Raw genomic sequence first — 16,007 nt, 5'->3', positions numbered from 1 at the left:
CCCGGACGCTATCACCCGTGTCCGGCCATCGCCAAAGGCGGCCCGGCGAAGTGGCAGGCCACCGCGCCGCCCTGGTCGTCCGCACGCAGTTCCGGCTCGACCTCCCCGCAGAGCGGCTGCGCCAGCGGGCAGCGGGTGACGAAGCGGCAGCCGCGCGGCGGGCTGATCGGGTTCGGCGGCTCGCCCCGCAGCGGCAGGCTGCGGCGGCCGCGCTCCAGCGCCGGGTCGGGCACCGGCACCGCGGCGATCAGCGTGCGGGTATAGGGATGCCGCGGCGCGCGGAACAGCGCCTCGGCCGGCGCGACCTCCATGACCTTGCCGAGGTAGAGCACCACGATGCGGTCGCAGACATGCCGCACCACGGCGAGGTCATGGGCGATGAACAGGTAGGTCAGGCCGAGGCGTTCCTGCAACTCGACCATCAGGTTGATGATCTGCGCCTGGATGTTGACGTCGAGCGCCGAGACCGGCTCGTCCGCCACGACCAGGTCGGGCTGCAAGGCGAGCGCCCGGGCGATCGAGATGCGCTGCCGCTGCCCGCCGGAGAATTCATGCGGGAAGCGTGCGGCGGCCTGGGCCGGCAGGTTGACCATGTCGAGCAGCTCGGCCACCCGCCGCGCCGCCGCGGCGCGGTCGGCGACGATGCCGTGCAGCAGCAGCGGGCCGGCCAGGATCTCCCCCACCGCCATGCGCGGGTTGAGCGAGGCATAGGGATCCTGGAAGATCATCTGCATCCGTCGCCGCAGCGGCCGGATCGCCGCCTGCGGGAGATGCGTGATGTCCTGCCCGGCGAAGCGGATCTGCCCGGCGGTCGGCTCGTGCAGCCGGGTCACCAGGCGAGCCAGGGTGGACTTGCCGCAGCCGGACTCGCCGACCAGCCCGACCGTCTCGCCGCGCCGGACCGTCAGGTCCACCCCGTCCACGGCCCGCAGCCTCCGGCGGGGCGCGAGAAGGCTCTCGCGCGGCAGGTCGAAATGCTTGGCCAGGCCGCTCAGGACCAGCAGGGGCTCCGCGGTCGCGGCCACTTGCGGCGCGGCCTGGCGGGGGTGGGCCGGCACCCGCAGCACGCCGCCCTCCTGCGTCACCCAGCAGCGGGCGGACCGGCCGGGGCCGATCGGCAGCAGCGCCGGATGTTCGGCGCAGCGGTCCACGGCGAAGGGGCAGCGCGCGCGGAAGCGGCAACCGGTCGGCCAGGCCCGCGGGTCCGGCGGCTGCCCCTCGATGGTCGTCAGGCGCCGCCCTTCCGTCTGGCTGTCGAGGCGCGGCGCCGCATTCAGCAGCGCCCAGGTATAGGGATGCCGCGGGTCGCCGAGCAGCGCCTCCGGCGCGCCCTCCTCGACCACCTCGCCGGCATACATCACCAGCACGCGGGAGCAGATATTGGCGATGACGCCGAGGTCGTGGCTGATCAGGATCACCGCGGTGCCGAGATCGGCGTTCAGCCCGCGCAGCAGCTCGAGGATCTGCGCCTGGATCGTCACGTCGAGCGCGGTGGTCGGCTCGTCCGCGATCAGCAGTGCGGGTTCGTTCGAGACGCCCATGGCCAGCATCACGCGCTGCCGCATGCCGCCGGAATACTGGTGCGGGTAGCTGCGGACCGCCCGCGCCGGCGCCGGCACGCCCATGCGGCCGAGCAGGGCGAGGGCACGCTCCCGCGCCGCCTGCGGCGCGAAGCGGCCATGCGCCGTCATGGCCTCGACCAGCTGCCGGGCGATGCGCAGCACCGGGTTCAGCGAGGTCATGGGGTCCTGGAAGACCATGGCGATGTCGCGGCCGCGCAGCTCGCGCAGTTGCTCCTCGTCGAGCTGCGCGAGGTCCTGGCCGCGGAAGGCGACGGTGCCGTCCACGATCCGCGCCGGCTCGTCCAGCAGGCGCATGATCGACTTGGCGCAGACACTCTTGCCCGAGCCGCTCTCGCCGACGATGCCGAGCGTCTCGCCACGCCTGAGGTCGAAGCTGACGCCGTCCACCGCCCGGACCGGGCCGGCATCGGTCAGGAACCAGGTGCGCAGGTCGCGCACCTGCAGCAGCAGGTCATCGGCTTCGGGCATGGGGGTCCAGCCAGTCGCGCAGGCCATCGCCCACGAAGTTGAAGCCCATGACCACCGTCAGGATGGCGAGGCCGGGGAAGGTCGCCACCCACCATTGCTGCACCAGTTGCCGCCCTTCCCCCACCATCGCGCCCCATTCGGCGGTGGGCGGGATGGTGCCGAGGCCGAGGAAGGACAGGCCGGCGAAGACGAGGATGGCGTTGCCGAGGTCGAGCGTGACGAGCACGATGAGCGGGCCGAGAGCGTTCGGCAGGATCTGTCGCAGCAGGATATGCGTCGGCGGGAAGCCGATGGACCGCGCCGCCTCTACATATTCCAGGTTGCGCTGCGCCAGCACCAGGCTGCGGGCGAGCCGGGCGAATTTCGGCCACCACACCACCAGCATGGCGATGCAGGTGTTCACCGTGCCGATGCCGAGCGCGGCGGCGATCGCCATGGCGAGGATGATCGGCGGGAAGCAGAAGACCAGGTCGGTCAGGCGCATCATCGCCTCCTCCGCCCAGCGTCCGGCATAGGCCGCGACCGCGCCGACCAGCGTGCCGAACAGGGCGCCGAGCAGGACCACGACGAAGCCCACCGCGAGCGAGACGCGGGCGCCGTGGATCACCCGCGTCAGCACGTCGCGGCCCAGCGTATCGGTGCCGAGCCAATGCGCCGCGGAGGGCGACTGCAGCCGCGCCGCGACATCGACGAAATCCGGCGCGTAGGGCGTGACCAGCGGGGCCGTGGCGGCGAGCAGGACCCAGGCGAGGATGACCGCGCCGCCGAAGGCGGCCAGCCCGTAACGCCGGCGCCAGCGCTGCCCCCGCGTGGCGACTGAGGGCAGGGCAGGCACGGTCATGCCTTCACCACGCGCGGATCCAGCAGCGCATAGGAGAGGTCGACCAGGATGTTCACGACCACGAAGACGACCGCCACGATGATGGTGATGCCCATGATGGCGGGGAAGTCGAGAGCAACGGCACTCTGGTAGGTGTAGCGGCCGAGGCCGGGCCAGGAGAAGACGGTCTCGGTCAGCACCGCGCCCGAGAGCAGGTTGGCATAGGCCAGGCCCCCCAGCGTCACCACCGGCAGCATGGCGTTCGGCGCGGCATGGCCGAGCACGATGGCGCGCCGGCGCAGCCCCTTGGCGCGGGCAACGCGCACATAGTCCTGCGACAGCGCCTCCAGCATCGCGGCGCGGGTGGTGCGGGTGATGAGGCCGAGCGTCGCGCTGGCGAGCACGATGGAGGGCAGCACCAGATGCGCCGCGGCGTCGTGGAAGGTCTCCCAGTCCTGCGCCAGCAGCGTGTCGATCAGCAGCAGGCCGGTCACCCGGTCCGGCGGGAAGGACACCGGGTCGAGCTGCCCGGGCCCCGGCGCCCAGTCGAGCCAGCCATAGAAGATCGCCAGCATGATGAAGGCGAGCCAGAAGGTCGGCGCCGAGACGCCGACCAGCGAGACCATGCGCGCGAGGTTGTCGATCCAGCTGTCCCGCCGGACCGCGGCGACGATGCCGAGCGGCAGGCCGACCAGGAGGGAAAGGAGGAAGGCGGTCGAGGCGAGTTCGACGGTCGCCGGCGCATAGTCCCGGATATCGGCCAGGACCGGACGCCGGGAGACGATCGAGGTGCCGAGGTCGCCCTGGAACAGGCCGCGCAGGAAGATCCAGTACCGGTCCCAGATCGGCAGGTCGAGGCCCCATTTGTGGCGGAACTCGGCGACGGTGGCCGGGTTGGAGGCGGCCATGTCGCCGAGTTGCGACAGCACCGGATCGCCCGGCACCGTATTGGCGATCAGGAAGACCACCAGGGTTGCCAGCAGCACCATGGCGGCGGCGGTGACGAGCCTCGCCGCGATGTAGCGGAGCATGCGGCGGTCAGCCCGCCGGCTTCGCGCCGTCGAGTTCGACCATCCAGCCGGCCGCGGTCAGGTCCAGCCCGGCGACGCTCTTCCGGACTGCGACGCGATAGACCGGCTGGATCAGGACGAAATGATTGGCCTGATCCACCATCATCTCCTGGTACTGCCGCCACAGCCCGGCCGCATTCGGCAGGTCGCGCTCGGCCGCGGCGGCGGCGATCAGCTTGCGGATGGGCGCATCGGGCGGCACGTCCCAATGGACCCGCTTGGCCACGCGGTCGACGGTCGCCGCGGCCCAGAGGAGGTTCTCCGGCGCCGGCGGGTTCCAGAAGGTCAGCGCCGCCTGCAGCTTGCCGCCGAGGTAGAGCGTGCGCATGTTCACCTGGTCCATCGGCGCGAGCTCGGCCTTGATGCCGACGCGCGCGAGGTCCGCCTGGATCTTCTGCGCCAGGCTCTGGTAGGGCACGCCCGCGATGGCCGCATTGCCGTAGGCGAGCTGGAAGGTGAAGCCTTGCGGCAGCCCGGCCTCGGCCAGCAGCTTGCGGGCGCGCGGCAGGTCCTCGCGGAAGCCGATCTCGCGGGTCAGCGCCTCCGTCGATCCGTTCACCCCGACCGGCAGGAAGCTGGTGGGGCGGACCGCGGCGCCGCCGATCAGGTTGCGGATGATGCCATCATAGTCGATCGCGTAGCCGATCGCCTGCCGCGCCGCCTTGTTCTGCAGGGCCGGATTGTCCGGGCTGGCGGCGACCGCCATGTAGATGAAATCGAGGCTGGTCGCGCCCTTCACCTCGATCGCCGCGCTGTCCTTCAGCGTGTCGAGCTGCTCGGGCAGCAGGTTGAAGGCGAGGTCGATGTCGCCGCGCTGGATGGCGAGGAGCTGCGCCGCGCTCTCGCCCATGTGCCGGATCAGCACCCGCTCGTAGCCCGGGGTGCCCTTCCAGTAGTTCGGGTTGCGCGCCATCTGGATCTGCTGGTTGCGCTGCCAGCCGACCAGGCGATAGGGCCCGGTGCCGGCCGAATTGCCGTTCAGCCATTCGGTGGCCTTGTCGGTCTCCTTCGCCTCCGGCGCGTCGTTCCCGCCGCGCTCGACGACCAGGGCCTTGTCCATGGCGACGAATTCGGGTGCGGCGATGATGGTCAGCAGCGGCTGGGACGGGTCGGACAGCTCGATGTCGAGCGTCGCGGCATCGACCGCCGTCACCTTGGCGATGTGGCCGACGTACTGTGCCGGCTGGTCCTTGATGTTGATGACGCGGCGCAGGCCGAACTGCACGTCCTCCGCCGTCATGGTCCGGCCGGAGGGGAATTTGACGCCCTGGCGCAGCTTGAAGCGGATGGTCTTGCCATCCGGCAGGGTGCTCCATTCGGTCGCCAGCTGCGGCCGGATGGTGATGTAGTCGCCCGGCGCGAAGGTCACGAGCGAGTCATAGGCGGCGTGCGTCGGAAGGGGGTTGCTGTACTGGTAGACCCGGGCGGGGTCGAGCGAGGTTGGGTCGCTGATGTCGAGCCCGATGACCAGGGTGCCGCGCCGGGCCGCGCTCTGCGCGGCAGCAGGGCGGGCTTCGGCGAGCACTGTGCCGAGCAGCGCGGCCTGGCCGCCGATGAGCTGGCGCCGACCGAGTCCGACCCGTCGATCCTCTGCCATGTTCCCTCCCGATTGGCCCGCCGGGAAGCCGCCCGGATGGCAGGCACGAAGTATGGCCCTGAAACGCGAGCGAGTGAAATGGCCTTGCAGCCCACGCCGGAGATGCCGACCATGCAGGAGGTCGGCTTCGCGGATTTCGCGGTGACCCCCTTGGATCGCCCTCTACGCGCCGGCCGGCCTGCGCGCGGGTGGGGGAGGCGGGCCAAGCGGGCCGAACCGCGATGGACGCGCGGTCATGCCGCCGCTCCCTCGGCCGCGGACAACGGATCGCGGCCCCGGCTTCGCGGAATGTCATGCCCGATCGCGCGGTTGATGGCGTTGGCGCTGGCCAGGACGCGGTTGCAGGCGGCGCGGTCGGTCGTGGGTTCGTATTCGTACGAGGTTTCCGTGCCGAAGCCGGCGGTTCCCATGAGGCGGGAATGCAGGAACTCACCGGGCAGGATGGTGTCGCCGAAACGATCTCGCAACAAGGCCATTGGGCTTCCTGGCTGCGATCGGTAGGGTCGTAGGCGGTCACCAGGATGCGGGAGAAAGCGAAGTCGAGCTCCTATGGACGCCTCCCCTGGTGGTTGCTCAACACCTCCACCTTGGCTCATCGATGCCCTCGGGGGGCATCCACCCCATCACGGTGACAAGGTGCTGCTGGTGCTCACCATTCGGCATGGACGCCTCTTGACTGTTCCGAATGATGAGTATGGCATGGCATTTGCTGCAGTGTTTTGCTGCAGTGTTCCGTGCGATGAGTTGGCGCGGTTGGCCCCGGCGCTCGGCCGGGACCGTGCGGACAGGCACGATCACAGTGGCTGGCATGGAGGATGCACGAGGATGCGGGTCGCTGATTGCGTGGAGATGACCATCGCGGACGTGCAAGCCGGGTTTGCCACCGGAGCCTTCACTGCCGAACAACTGACCGAGGCATTCCTCGACCGCATCGGCCGCTTCAACGAACGGCTCAATGCCATCATCTTCGTCAATCCCGATGCGCGGGCCGATGCACGTGCCATTGACGCCCGCCGCGCCGCCGGAGAGGCGCTCGGTCCACTTGCTGGCGTGCCGGTGGTGGTCAAGGACACCATGGACATGGTGGGCTTCCCCAGCACCGGCGGCTGGTCGCTGCTGTATTCGAAGACCGGCGGCGTGGACCTCATGCCGGGCACCGACGCGCCGGTGGTCGCGCGGCTGCGCGCCGCCGGTGCCGTCATCCTCGGCAAGACCAACGTGCCGATCCTGAGTGCAAGCGGCACGAATGCGAACAACTCCTGGGCCGGGCCGACGCTGAACGCGCACATGCCGGACCGCGCGCCAGGCGCCAGCACGGCCGGGACGGCGACCGCGGTCGCGGCCTCCATGGCTGTGCTTGGCCTCGCCGAGGAGACCGGCGGTTCCATCCAGAACCCCGCCGCGGCGCAGGCGCTGGTCGGCATCAAGCCGACCTTCGCCCTGGTGCCGAATGCCGGCGTCATGCCGCTGGCCAGCCAGCGCGACGTCGTCGGGCCAATCGCCCGTTGCGTGCGTGATGCCGCGCTGACGCTGGACGTGCTGGCCGGCTTCACCACGGAGGATCCGAAAACGGTCGCCGGCCTGGGCAATATCCCGGCAGGCGGCTATGCCTCCCTCCTGTCGGACACGGCGCTGCGGGGCAAGCGCCTCGGCCTCTACGGGCCCGGTTGGCGCAACCAGCCGCTGTCGGAGGAGACGCAGGCGCTCTATGCCCGCGCGCAGTCGGAACTGTCGGCGCGCGGTGCCGAGCTGGTCGCCGACCCCTTCGCCGGCACCGGCTTCGCCGATATCCGGAAGCCGGTCTCGGAGGAGTACGCCTTCGACGCGCGCGGGCTGGAATCGGCGCCGCACGACATGCAGAACTACCTGCGCCGCATGGGACCGCTGGCCGCGCTGCAGAGCTTCGCCGCCTTCGCCGAGGCGACGAAGGCGCAGGGCGCGCTCGATCCCGGCGGCGTGCTGCACTACCTGCACCTGCTGCCCGGCTTCGCCGAGGCGCTGGCCAATCCCGATGCGCCGCCGCCCATGCCGGAGTTTGTCGCCGCCCGCGCTGCCTATCGCCGCATCTTCGACGAGGTGATGGCGCAGCATGCGCTGGATGCCCTGGTCTTCCCGCATGCCCGCGCCGAGCTGCCGCCGCTGCACGGCAAGGAGCTGATCGCCGAGACCACCGTCAGCGAGATCAACATTGCCGGCCTGCCCGGCGTCACCATGCCGGCGGGCTGGTATGCCTCCGGCGCGCCCTTCTGCCTCATCTTCGTCGGCCGGGCCTTCGAGGAGGCGAAGCTGCTGGCGCTGGCCCATGATTACGAGCAGGCGACGAAGCACCGCAAGCCGCCGGTGCTGGCCTGATGGAGGACGCGGTCAAGTTCGCCTTCGACATGCTGGCCTTCGTATCGGTGATGGTGCTGATCGTGCTCGGCCTTGGCGTCATCGCCAGCATGATGGGCATCTTCAACTTCGCTCATGGCGAGCTCGTGCTGCTCGGCGCCTATACGGTGTACCTGAGCAGCGAGGCCGGGTGGGGCACCTGGCCCGGGCTGATCGCCGCGCCCTTCGTGGTTGGCCTGGTCGGCCTGCTGCTCGAACGCACGATCATTCGGCGGTTCTACCGGGCGCCGATCATCGCCATGCTCGGCACCTATGCGATCGGGCTGATCATCCGGGAGATCGTGCGCTTCCTGCTGGGCGGGCACTACAAGTCCATCCCGGAGCCGATCTCCGGTGCCATCAGCCTCGGCGTCGTCGATGTCTCCGCCTGGCGCAGCTTCATCATCCTGACGACCATGGCGGTGATCGGCGGGTCCTGGCTGCTGCTGTCGCGCACCGCAATCGGCCTCCGCGTCCGCGGCGCGCTGGAGAATCCGGCGCTGGCGCGGGCCTGCGGCATCTCGACCGGGCGGCTCTACGCGCTGACCTTCACCTTCGGCGCGGCGCTGGCGGGGCTGGCGGGGGCGTTGATCGTGCCTCTCTACGCGCTCTCGGCCGATATCGGCATCCGCTTCCTGGTGCAGGCCTTCCTGTCGGTCATGCTGGGCGGGGTCGGCACCTTCGAAGGGCCGGTCTTGGGCGCTGCCGCGGTCGGCGGGCTGGCGGCCTTCCTGCCCTGGGTCGTCATCCCGGTGCTGGCGGATCCGCTGGTCTTCATCATCTCACTGGCGATCGTGCGGTTCCGGCCGCAGGGTTTCATCGCCTACGGCCGCTGAGCCAGGGTGCGATCGGGTTGGGGGAGAGGAGAGGCAGGATGGGACTGAACAGGCGCGATCTTCTGCGCGGATCCGGCGGGCTGGCCGCCGCCGGCTGGATCGGGTCGCTGGCGACCGGCTTCGTGCTGCGGCCAGGCTGGGCGCATGCGGCGGGGCCGATCAAGATGGGCATCGCCACCGATATCACCGGCGCCATCGCGCCTTCCGGCAATGCCAACTGGCAGGTTGCCCAGTTCGCGGTCGAGCAGATCAACAACGCCGGCGGCATCCTCGGCCGGCCGATCGAGCTGCACCTGGAGGACACCGCCTCCGACCCCAAGATCGCGGTTGGCAATGTCCGCAAGCTGATCCAGGAGCGGAAGGTGGATGTCGTCTGCGGCGGCATCACCAGCGCCATGCGGCAGGCGATCAAGGACCCGATCGTGAACCGCGGCCGCACGCTCTACATCTACCCGCAGCTCTATGAAGGGCAGGAATGCACCCGCTTCCTGTTCAACACCGGCCCGACGCCGGCGCAGCAATGCGACCGTCTGATCCCCTACCTGATCAAGACGCTGGGCAAGAAGCGCTTCGCGATGCCCTCGGCCAACTATGTCTGGCCGCAGTTGCTGAACAGGTACGCCCGCAAGGTGATCGAGGCCAACGGCGGCGAGGTGGTGTTCGAGGAATACTACCCCCTGGACCAGGCGGAATACTCCGCCACCATCGGCAAGATCCGCGATGGCCGGGTGGACTGCGTGTTCAACACCGTCATCCCGCCCGGGCTGCAGCCCTTCGTGAAGCAGCTCTATGAGAGCGGCTTCCAGAAGAATGGCGGCGTGCTGAGCTGCGTGTACTACGACGAGAACCTGCTGAACTACCATCCGGCGCAGGAGATGGAGGGGCTGGTCTCCTGCCTCGACTACTTCCGGGCCGTCAACGACCCCTTCGGCAACGCCCTGCAGGAAGGCTACGAGAAGAAGTTCCCCGGCACGCGCTACCTGTTCACCGCCGGCTCGGCCTCCACCGGCATGTACCGCGCCGTGAAGTTCTACGAGGCCGCGGTGAAGGCGACCGGCGGCAAGCTGGGGCGGGAGGACGTGGCGGCGGCGATGGACAAGGCCGTGCTGCCGGACGGCCCCGGCGGCGGCGCGGAGATGGTGCCGGGCAAGTTGCACGCCAGGATGAACATGTACATCGCCATCTGCCGCAACGAGGGCGGCAAGACCCGCTACGAGGTGATCGACAAGGCCGACATGGTGGACCCCCGGGAATGCTGAGGGCATGAGCGTCGCGACCACGCCGGCAGCGACCGCGGCGCGCGCCATGCGCCGCGGCGGCATCCGCATCCTGCCCTGGATCGAGCTGGCCGTTCTGGCCGCGCTGGTCGCGGCACCCTTCCTGCTCGCCGAGCGGACGGAGCTGATCACGCTGGTGACCAACGTGATCATCCTCTCGCTGCTCGCGCTCAGCTTCGATCTGTGCTGGGGCTTCTCCGGCATCATGTCCTTCGGCCAGGCGCTGTTCTTCGGCGTGGCCGGCTATGTCGTCGCGCTGGTCGGGCGGGACCTGGAATTCAGCCAACTCTGGGCCACGCTGCCGCTGGCCATGCTGGTCGGTGGCGTGCTGTCGGCGCTGCTCGCGGTCTTCCTGCTGCTGGGGCGGAAGACCCCGACCTCCATCTTCGTCGCCTTCGGCACGCTGACGGGCGCCTATGCGGCGGAGCGCCTGGTCGCGGGCTGGCAGTATGTCGGCGCCGGCAATGGCCTTTCCTCCATCAAGCTGATGGCCTTCGGCGAGTACGAGTTCGTGGAGGGGACGGAGTTCTACTCTCTGGCCCTGGCGGCGCTGATTGCGGTCTACTGCATGTCGCGCTACCTGATCCGATCGCAGTTGGGGCTGGTGCTGGCGGGCATGCGCCAGAACGAGGAGAGGCTCGCCTTCTTCGGCTACCGCGTGCAGGTCTTCAAGGCGCTGGTCTTCACCGTCGCAGGCGCCATCGCGGGGCTTTCGGGCGCGCTCTACAGCTACCACCAGGGCTTCACCGGCCCGACCAACCTCGGGCCCGGCCTGTCCACGACGGCCGTCATCTACTGCCTGTTCGGCGGCAGCGGCACGCTGATCGGCCCGGTGATCGGCACCGCGGCGATCGAGATCCTGAACTATGTCCTGGCGGACATCGAGGCGGTGCGGAGCATCTGGCCGGTCATCCTCGGCGTCGTGCTGCTGGTCGTCGTCACCTTCCAGCCGAACGGGCTGCTCGGCCTGGTCGTCTCCGACCGGGAGCGCATCGGCTCCTACGGAAGGCGCTGATGGCGCTTCTGACGGTTGCAGGCGTGACCAAGGTGTATGGCCCGCTGCGCGCGCTCGACGGCGTGGACCTCGAGGTCCACGCCGGCACCTTCCACGGCCTGATCGGCCCCAATGGCTCGGGGAAGAGCACGCTGCTGAAGGCGATCGCCGGCGGGCATGTCCCGACCACCGGCCGCATCACCTTCGACGGCACCGACATCACGACGGCGACGCCCTTTCAGCGGTCACGCAGCGGCCTGTCGCTGAAGTTCCAGATCACGGCGGTGCTGGCCGAGCTGTCGGTCTACGACAACGTGCTGCTGGCCCTGCAATCCACCGAGGGCTACGGGGCGCTGCTGCGCAGCCGGTCCCGCCACCGGCTGCACGACGATGTCATGCTGGCGCTCGACCGGTTCCGCCTGGCGGACAAGGCCGACGATCTGGCCGGGGCACTGAGCCATGGCGAGCAGCAATGGCTGGAGATCGCCATGGCGCTTGCGCCCGGCCCGAAGCTGCTGTTGCTGGACGAGCCCACGGGCGGGATGAGCCCGGAAGAGCGCCGCGTCACCGGTGAGCTGCTGGCGCCCATCAAGTCCGAATGTGCGCTGGTGATCGTCGAGCATGACCTCGACTTCATCAAGAACATCTGCGACCGGCTGACCGTGCTCGATCAGGGGAAGGTGCTGGGCACCGGCACGGTCGCGGAGATCGAAGGCAATTCCCGCGTGCAGGAGATCTATACCCGCCGTGTCTGACGTGCTCGCCGCGCCCTTGCTGGAGATTGCGGGCCTGAATGCCGGCTATGGCCGCAGCCAGGTGCTGTTCGACCTGTCCCTCACCGTGCCGGCCACGGGGGCGATCGCCATCCTCGGCCGCAACGGCGCTGGCAAGACCACCCTGCTGAAGACAATCGCCGGCGAGATCCGCCCGATGTCCGGCCGCATCCGCCTGGGCGGCGAGGAGGTGGCGGGCACCGCGCCGGAGCGCCGCGCGCGCCTTGGCATCGGCCATGTCCCGCAGGAGGATGCGATCTTCGCCCGGATGTCGGTCCGCGAGAACCTGCTGCTCGGCGGCGGCGGCGCCCCGCCGAAATCCGCCATCGAGGAGATGCTGAACTTCTTCCCCAAGCTCGGCACCCGGCTGAACCAGACCGCGGCGACCCTGTCGGGTGGCGAGCGCAAGATGCTGGCCATCAGCCGCGCATTGCTCGGCCGCCCGCGCGTGCTGTTGCTGGACGAGCCGACAGAGGGGGTCTGGGTCGGCGTCATCGAGGAAATCGCCGACCGGCTCCTCGATCTGTCGAAGCGCATGAGCATCGTCCTGGTCGAGCAGCATGTTGAGCTGGCTCTGCGTGTCGCCGGCGCGGCCTATGTCATGGACCGTGGCAGTATCGCCCTGCATGGCCCGGCGGCGGAGATCCGGCACGATCCGGCGCTCCTTCGCTATCTTGCACCGTAGCTGGGGCCGCAGGATAGCCGGGTGAAAGCGAACAGCGTTCAGCCTTGCCAAAGGGCGGGGAGTCACTCCCCTTGAATCCACCCTGCCCGATCGGCGCTGGCATCCGCTCCCTGCCGCAGGGGGCGTCGGAGGCTTGCGGTCGGGCATACGCCGTACCGCTCTCCCGTTGATGTGCTTCAATGCGGCTATTGGGAAAGGGTGGTCCGCTCGGTCGTACCGGATCACCTGAAGCCGCAGTCGCGGGAGAGAATGAGGAACCGCGGGAAACTGCGTGCATCAGCCTTCCGGCTTGGGAGGACGCTATGCATTCCAGACGAGACATCCTGCGCCTCGCCTCGGCGGCGAACTTCGCCGTCCTCGGCACCCCATACATCGTCAGGCGGGCAGCCGCACAGCCGGTCCGTCCGCCCGCCTCGCCAGCGCTGACCCACTGGCTGGACCCGCTACCGGTCCCACCCGTGGTTTCCGCCACCGGGATCGGCACGCTGACCGCGCGTTCCTACTCGAGCCACAAATTTCACACGGAGCTGCCCGGCAACGCCAATACGTTCGGATTCGGCGGCGCCGATTACCTAGGCCCCACAATCGAGGCGCGGCGGGGCACGCCAGCCAGCATCACCGTCAGCAACCAGTTGGGAGCACACCCGCTCGCTGGCTCCATCGACACGGCGCTGCACGGTGCGGTCCCCGCGGACGCGACCGCGCCGCGCATCTCGACCCACCTACACGGCGGGAACACGGAGGCAGGCAGCGACGGCTTCCCGGAGGACACCTTCGCGCCGGGCGGCAGCAAGACCTACAGCTATGCCAACGACCAGCAGGCGGGCAACATCTGGTACCATGACCACGCGCTCGGTATCACCCGGCTGAACGTCTATGCCGGGCTGGCCGGCGTCTACCTGATGCGCGATGCGGTGGACACCGGGGCGGCGAACAACCCGCTCGGCCTGCCGAGCGGCGCCTTCGAGATCCCGCTCGTTCTCCAGGACCGTCGCTTCAACGCGGACGGCACCCTTTACTACACGCCCGCACCCTGGGCGCCCGAGTTCTTCGGCGACGTCGCCACGGTGAACGGCAAGGCCTGGCCGAACCTCGACGTCGGCCAGGGTCTCTACCGCTTCCGCGTCTACAACGGGTCGAGCGCGCGCTTCTACAACCTGAGTCTGTCCAACCGGCAACAGATGGTCCAGATCGGCACAGACACCGGGCTGCTCGATGCGCCGGCGCCGCTCAGCGCAGTGCTGCTCGGCCCCGGCGAGCGGGCTGACCTGCTGATCGACTTCAAGGCTTTGCCGGTGGGCACGAAGGTCGTCCTGCAGAACGATGCCGTGACGCCCTTCCCGAGCGGCACGCCGCGCAACCCGCGCGCCGGCGGTGCCCCACTGCCGCAGGTCATGCAATTCACGGTGGTGGCTGCCGCACAGGGTCCCGGCAACACGCTCGCCGTCCCCACCGGGCCGCTGCGGGACGGCGTCGCCTTGCCCACCGTGGCGGCCTCACGCACCGCCCTCGCCGGGCGCGTGGCGAAGGTGCGCAACCTGACCCTGGTTGAGGTGCCGGGCCCGGCCGGCCCGCTCGTCGTCCTGCTCAACTACCTCTACTGGGACGAGGCGTCGATGGATTCGCGCTTCGCGGAGAAGCCGCTGGTAGACACGGTGGAGCGGTGGAACATCATCAACCTGACGGTGGACGCCCACCCGATCCACCTCCACCTCGTCCAGTTCCTGATAGAGCAGCGGCAGAACCTGCAGACGACGCAGTACCTGAAAGCCTACAACGCCACGGGGCCGCGCACCGTGACCCCCGGCATGAGCCCGCCGCCCGCGGGCGGGCCGACGGTGCCGGCCGGCTACCCGCCGCTGGACCCGACGCCCTTCCTCCAGCAGCGACCCGTCCCGCCGGCCGCCAGCGAGGCCGGGTGGAAGGACACGGTGCAGTGCCCGCCCGATATGGTGACCAGCATCCTCGTGCCCTTCGGAGGCAGGGTGGCGAACGGCGCGTTTGGTCGCTCCTTCACCGGACGCTACGTCTGGCATTGCCACATCCTCGATCACGAAGATAACGAGATGATGCTGCCCTACGAGGTGGTTGGCGCCTGACGCCACTGTGCCGGGGGTGGCCGGTCCCGCCTGCCCCGGCGCGTCGGCTCTCCGGAGGCGGGCCGGCCACGCGCGACGATGCCGTGTCGTAACAGCCAGGACAGGGATTGCCGTGCCGAGCCCCGCCCGGGGCCCGGCGTGCGGCGCGAGCGCGGCTTCGCCCTGGTGGTGGTGCTGTGGTCGATGGCACTGCTCGCGCTGCTCGGTGCGCGGGTCGTCGCCACCGGGCGCGGGGAACTGGCCTTGGCGGCGAACCTGCGGACCGCGGCAGCAGCGGAGGCGCTCGCGGACGGGGCCCTGTACGAGGCGATCTTCCACCTGCTCGCGGGCCCCCCGCATCGGTGGGCGCCGGACGGCGCGGTACGCGAGTTGCGGCTGCCGGGCGGCTCCGCCCGGATCCGCATTGAGAACGAAGCCGGCAAGATCGGCCTGAACTCCGCCCCTCCCGAACTGCTGCGGGCGCTCTTCCTCCGGCTCGGGATCGATGAGGGGCGCGCCACCCGGCTCGCCTCGGCGATCCTGGACTGGCGCAGTCCCGGCCAGCGGGCACGACCGTTCGGCGCGAAGGATCCGGAGTACCGCGCCGCCGGCCGGGTTTACGCGCCACCGCTCAGCGGCTTTTGGAGCCTCGACGAACTCGGGCTCGTCCTGGGCATGACCCCGGAGCTGCTGGCGCTGGTCACACCCCACCTCTCGCTATACGCGGGGCGGGAGCCGGACATGCGCTTCGCTGACCAGGTCGTCGCCCAAGCCGTGCTGGACGTCGCGGGGCCGGATCGGGCGGAGTACCTCGCGGCGACGGCGAGGGTGGACCAGCCGGACGTGGTGCTCATCACCGCCGCGGCGGTCACGGAGGATGCGAGGCGTGCGCGGTTCACGCGACGTGCCCATGTCAGGCTTGGGGCGGGCATGCATGGCAGAGGCTGGAAGGTTCTCAGCTGGGAGGTCCCGGGCGACTGAAGGCTGCCTTGATGGTGTGGAGATCGCGTCCCACGATATGTGTGCTGGCGCACTCGGTAGCGTCCGCGGAGGTGGTGGAAAATCCGGCTTTGGCCGGGGTGTAAGGCTGGGGTGGCCATCGGACCTGGCGGATAGGGTGGAGTTGCGACGCTCCCACCCCTGATCGACCGAGGACCCGATGACCGAGGAGAGACTGCCACTGGCTGACCTGCTGGCGAAAGCTGGGGATGGCGACTTCCTGCGCAGCGTCGCCGAGGCGGTGCTGCAGATGCTGATGGAGGCCGATGTGGAGGGCCTGATCGGCGCCGGGCGGCACGAGCGCACCGGCGAGCGGTTGAATTATCGGAACGGCTTTCGTGACCGCACCTTGGACACCCGGCTGGGGTCGCTGCAGCTGCGGATCCCGAAGCTGCGGCAGGGCAGCTACTACCCGCCCTTCCTGGAGCCCCGGAAGGCCTCGGAGAAGGCCCTGGTA

14 protein-coding genes are annotated in these 16,007 nt (G+C 69.7%); 9 read left to right on the top strand and 5 right to left on the bottom strand.

Annotated features, from left to right (window positions below; all coding sequences use genetic code 11):
- Positions 1–11: 11 nt before the first annotated feature.
- From Q7A36_RS24750 to Q7A36_RS24730, 5 genes are all read right to left on the bottom strand, one after another.
- Positions 12–2,051, bottom strand: coding sequence for an ABC transporter ATP-binding protein (locus Q7A36_RS24750; RefSeq protein WP_305106438.1), 2,040 nt, complete (start codon positions 2,049–2,051; stop codon positions 12–14).
- Positions 2,035–2,892 (bottom strand): ABC transporter permease, encoded by an 858-nt coding sequence (locus Q7A36_RS24745; RefSeq protein WP_305106437.1) that lies wholly within the window; start codon positions 2,890–2,892, stop codon positions 2,035–2,037. Before Q7A36_RS24745 ends, Q7A36_RS24750 begins: the two co-directional genes overlap by 17 nt.
- On the bottom strand, positions 2,889–3,902 hold the full coding sequence (locus Q7A36_RS24740) for an ABC transporter permease (RefSeq protein ID WP_305106436.1): 1,014 nt from the start codon (positions 3,900–3,902) through the stop codon (positions 2,889–2,891). The genes Q7A36_RS24745 and Q7A36_RS24740 overlap by 4 nt, the downstream gene beginning before the upstream one ends.
- 7 nt (positions 3,903–3,909) lie before the next feature.
- Positions 3,910–5,538: an ABC transporter substrate-binding protein gene (locus tag Q7A36_RS24735; protein WP_305106435.1), complete on the bottom strand. Its 1,629-nt coding sequence runs from the start codon at positions 5,536–5,538 to the stop codon at positions 3,910–3,912.
- A gap of 233 nt (positions 5,539–5,771) precedes the next feature.
- Positions 5,772–6,014, bottom strand: coding sequence for a hypothetical protein (locus tag Q7A36_RS24730; protein ID WP_305106434.1), 243 nt, complete (start codon positions 6,012–6,014; stop codon positions 5,772–5,774).
- A gap of 349 nt (positions 6,015–6,363) precedes the next feature.
- Here Q7A36_RS24730 and Q7A36_RS24725 point away from each other — a divergent pair, with 349 nt between their 5' ends.
- From Q7A36_RS24725 to Q7A36_RS24685, 9 genes are all read left to right on the top strand, one after another.
- Positions 6,364–7,890, top strand: coding sequence for an amidase (locus tag Q7A36_RS24725; RefSeq protein WP_305106433.1), 1,527 nt, complete (start codon positions 6,364–6,366; stop codon positions 7,888–7,890).
- The gene (locus Q7A36_RS24720; RefSeq protein WP_305106432.1) at positions 7,890–8,744 is read left to right on the top strand and encodes a branched-chain amino acid ABC transporter permease; all 855 of its coding nucleotides are present in this window, start codon (positions 7,890–7,892) and stop codon (positions 8,742–8,744) included. The genes Q7A36_RS24725 and Q7A36_RS24720 overlap by 1 nt, the downstream gene beginning before the upstream one ends.
- A gap of 38 nt (positions 8,745–8,782) precedes the next feature.
- Complete coding sequence (locus Q7A36_RS24715) at positions 8,783–10,003, top strand: substrate-binding protein (RefSeq protein WP_305106431.1); 1,221 nt, start codon at positions 8,783–8,785, stop codon at positions 10,001–10,003.
- A 4-nt stretch (positions 10,004–10,007) separates the two neighbouring features.
- Positions 10,008–11,036 carry a branched-chain amino acid ABC transporter permease gene (locus Q7A36_RS24710; RefSeq protein WP_305106430.1) on the top strand — a complete coding sequence of 343 codons (1,029 nt, stop codon included), beginning with the start codon at positions 10,008–10,010 and terminating at the stop codon, positions 11,034–11,036.
- Complete coding sequence (locus Q7A36_RS24705) at positions 11,036–11,770, top strand: ABC transporter ATP-binding protein (protein ID WP_305106429.1); 735 nt, start codon at positions 11,036–11,038, stop codon at positions 11,768–11,770. Before Q7A36_RS24710 ends, Q7A36_RS24705 begins: the two co-directional genes overlap by 1 nt.
- Positions 11,763–12,473, top strand: a complete 711-nt coding sequence (locus Q7A36_RS24700; protein ID WP_305106428.1) for an ABC transporter ATP-binding protein — start codon at positions 11,763–11,765, stop codon at positions 12,471–12,473. Before Q7A36_RS24705 ends, Q7A36_RS24700 begins: the two co-directional genes overlap by 8 nt.
- Positions 12,474–12,775: 302 nt before the next feature.
- Entirely contained in the window at positions 12,776–14,572 is a 1,797-nt protein-coding gene (locus tag Q7A36_RS24695; protein WP_305106427.1) for a multicopper oxidase family protein, read from the top strand.
- 138 nt (positions 14,573–14,710) lie between these two features.
- The gene (locus Q7A36_RS24690) at positions 14,711–15,532 is read left to right on the top strand and encodes a type II secretion system minor pseudopilin (RefSeq protein ID WP_305106426.1); all 822 of its coding nucleotides are present in this window, start codon (positions 14,711–14,713) and stop codon (positions 15,530–15,532) included.
- 178 nt (positions 15,533–15,710) lie between these two features.
- Positions 15,711–16,007 (top strand): transposase (locus tag Q7A36_RS24685; protein ID WP_305106425.1); only part of this gene is annotated, 297 nt, incomplete at its 3' end.

This window comes from Paracraurococcus lichenis (genome assembly GCF_030657435.1).
GTDB classification, from domain to species: Bacteria; Pseudomonadota; Alphaproteobacteria; order Acetobacterales; family Acetobacteraceae; genus Paracraurococcus; species Paracraurococcus lichenis.
The sequence above is the reverse complement of the archived record's forward strand: the minus strand, read 5'-3'. Positions and strand labels throughout refer to the sequence as shown.

Excerpts from the sequence above, each read along its gene's own strand:
- Q7A36_RS24715 (WP_305106431.1), top strand. The coding sequence starts at position 8,783 with ATGGGACTGAACAGGCGCGATCTTCTGCGCGGATCCGGCGGGCTGGCC.
- Q7A36_RS24740 (WP_305106436.1), bottom strand. The coding sequence starts at position 3,902 with ATGCTCCGCTACATCGCGGCGAGGCTCGTCACCGCCGCCGCCATGGTG.
- Q7A36_RS24750 (WP_305106438.1), bottom strand. The coding sequence starts at position 2,051 with ATGCCCGAAGCCGATGACCTGCTGCTGCAGGTGCGCGACCTGCGCACC.
- Q7A36_RS24725 (WP_305106433.1), top strand. The coding sequence starts at position 6,364 with ATGCGGGTCGCTGATTGCGTGGAGATGACCATCGCGGACGTGCAAGCC.
- Q7A36_RS24720 (WP_305106432.1), top strand. The coding sequence starts at position 7,890 with ATGGAGGACGCGGTCAAGTTCGCCTTCGACATGCTGGCCTTCGTATCG.
- Q7A36_RS24735 (WP_305106435.1), bottom strand. The coding sequence starts at position 5,538 with ATGGCAGAGGATCGACGGGTCGGACTCGGTCGGCGCCAGCTCATCGGC.
- Q7A36_RS24710 (WP_305106430.1), top strand. The coding sequence starts at position 10,008 with ATGAGCGTCGCGACCACGCCGGCAGCGACCGCGGCGCGCGCCATGCGC.
- Q7A36_RS24745 (WP_305106437.1), bottom strand. The coding sequence starts at position 2,892 with ATGACCGTGCCTGCCCTGCCCTCAGTCGCCACGCGGGGGCAGCGCTGG.
- Q7A36_RS24730 (WP_305106434.1), bottom strand. The coding sequence starts at position 6,014 with ATGGCCTTGTTGCGAGATCGTTTCGGCGACACCATCCTGCCCGGTGAG.
- Q7A36_RS24705 (WP_305106429.1), top strand. The coding sequence starts at position 11,036 with ATGGCGCTTCTGACGGTTGCAGGCGTGACCAAGGTGTATGGCCCGCTG.
- Q7A36_RS24695 (WP_305106427.1), top strand. The coding sequence starts at position 12,776 with ATGCATTCCAGACGAGACATCCTGCGCCTCGCCTCGGCGGCGAACTTC.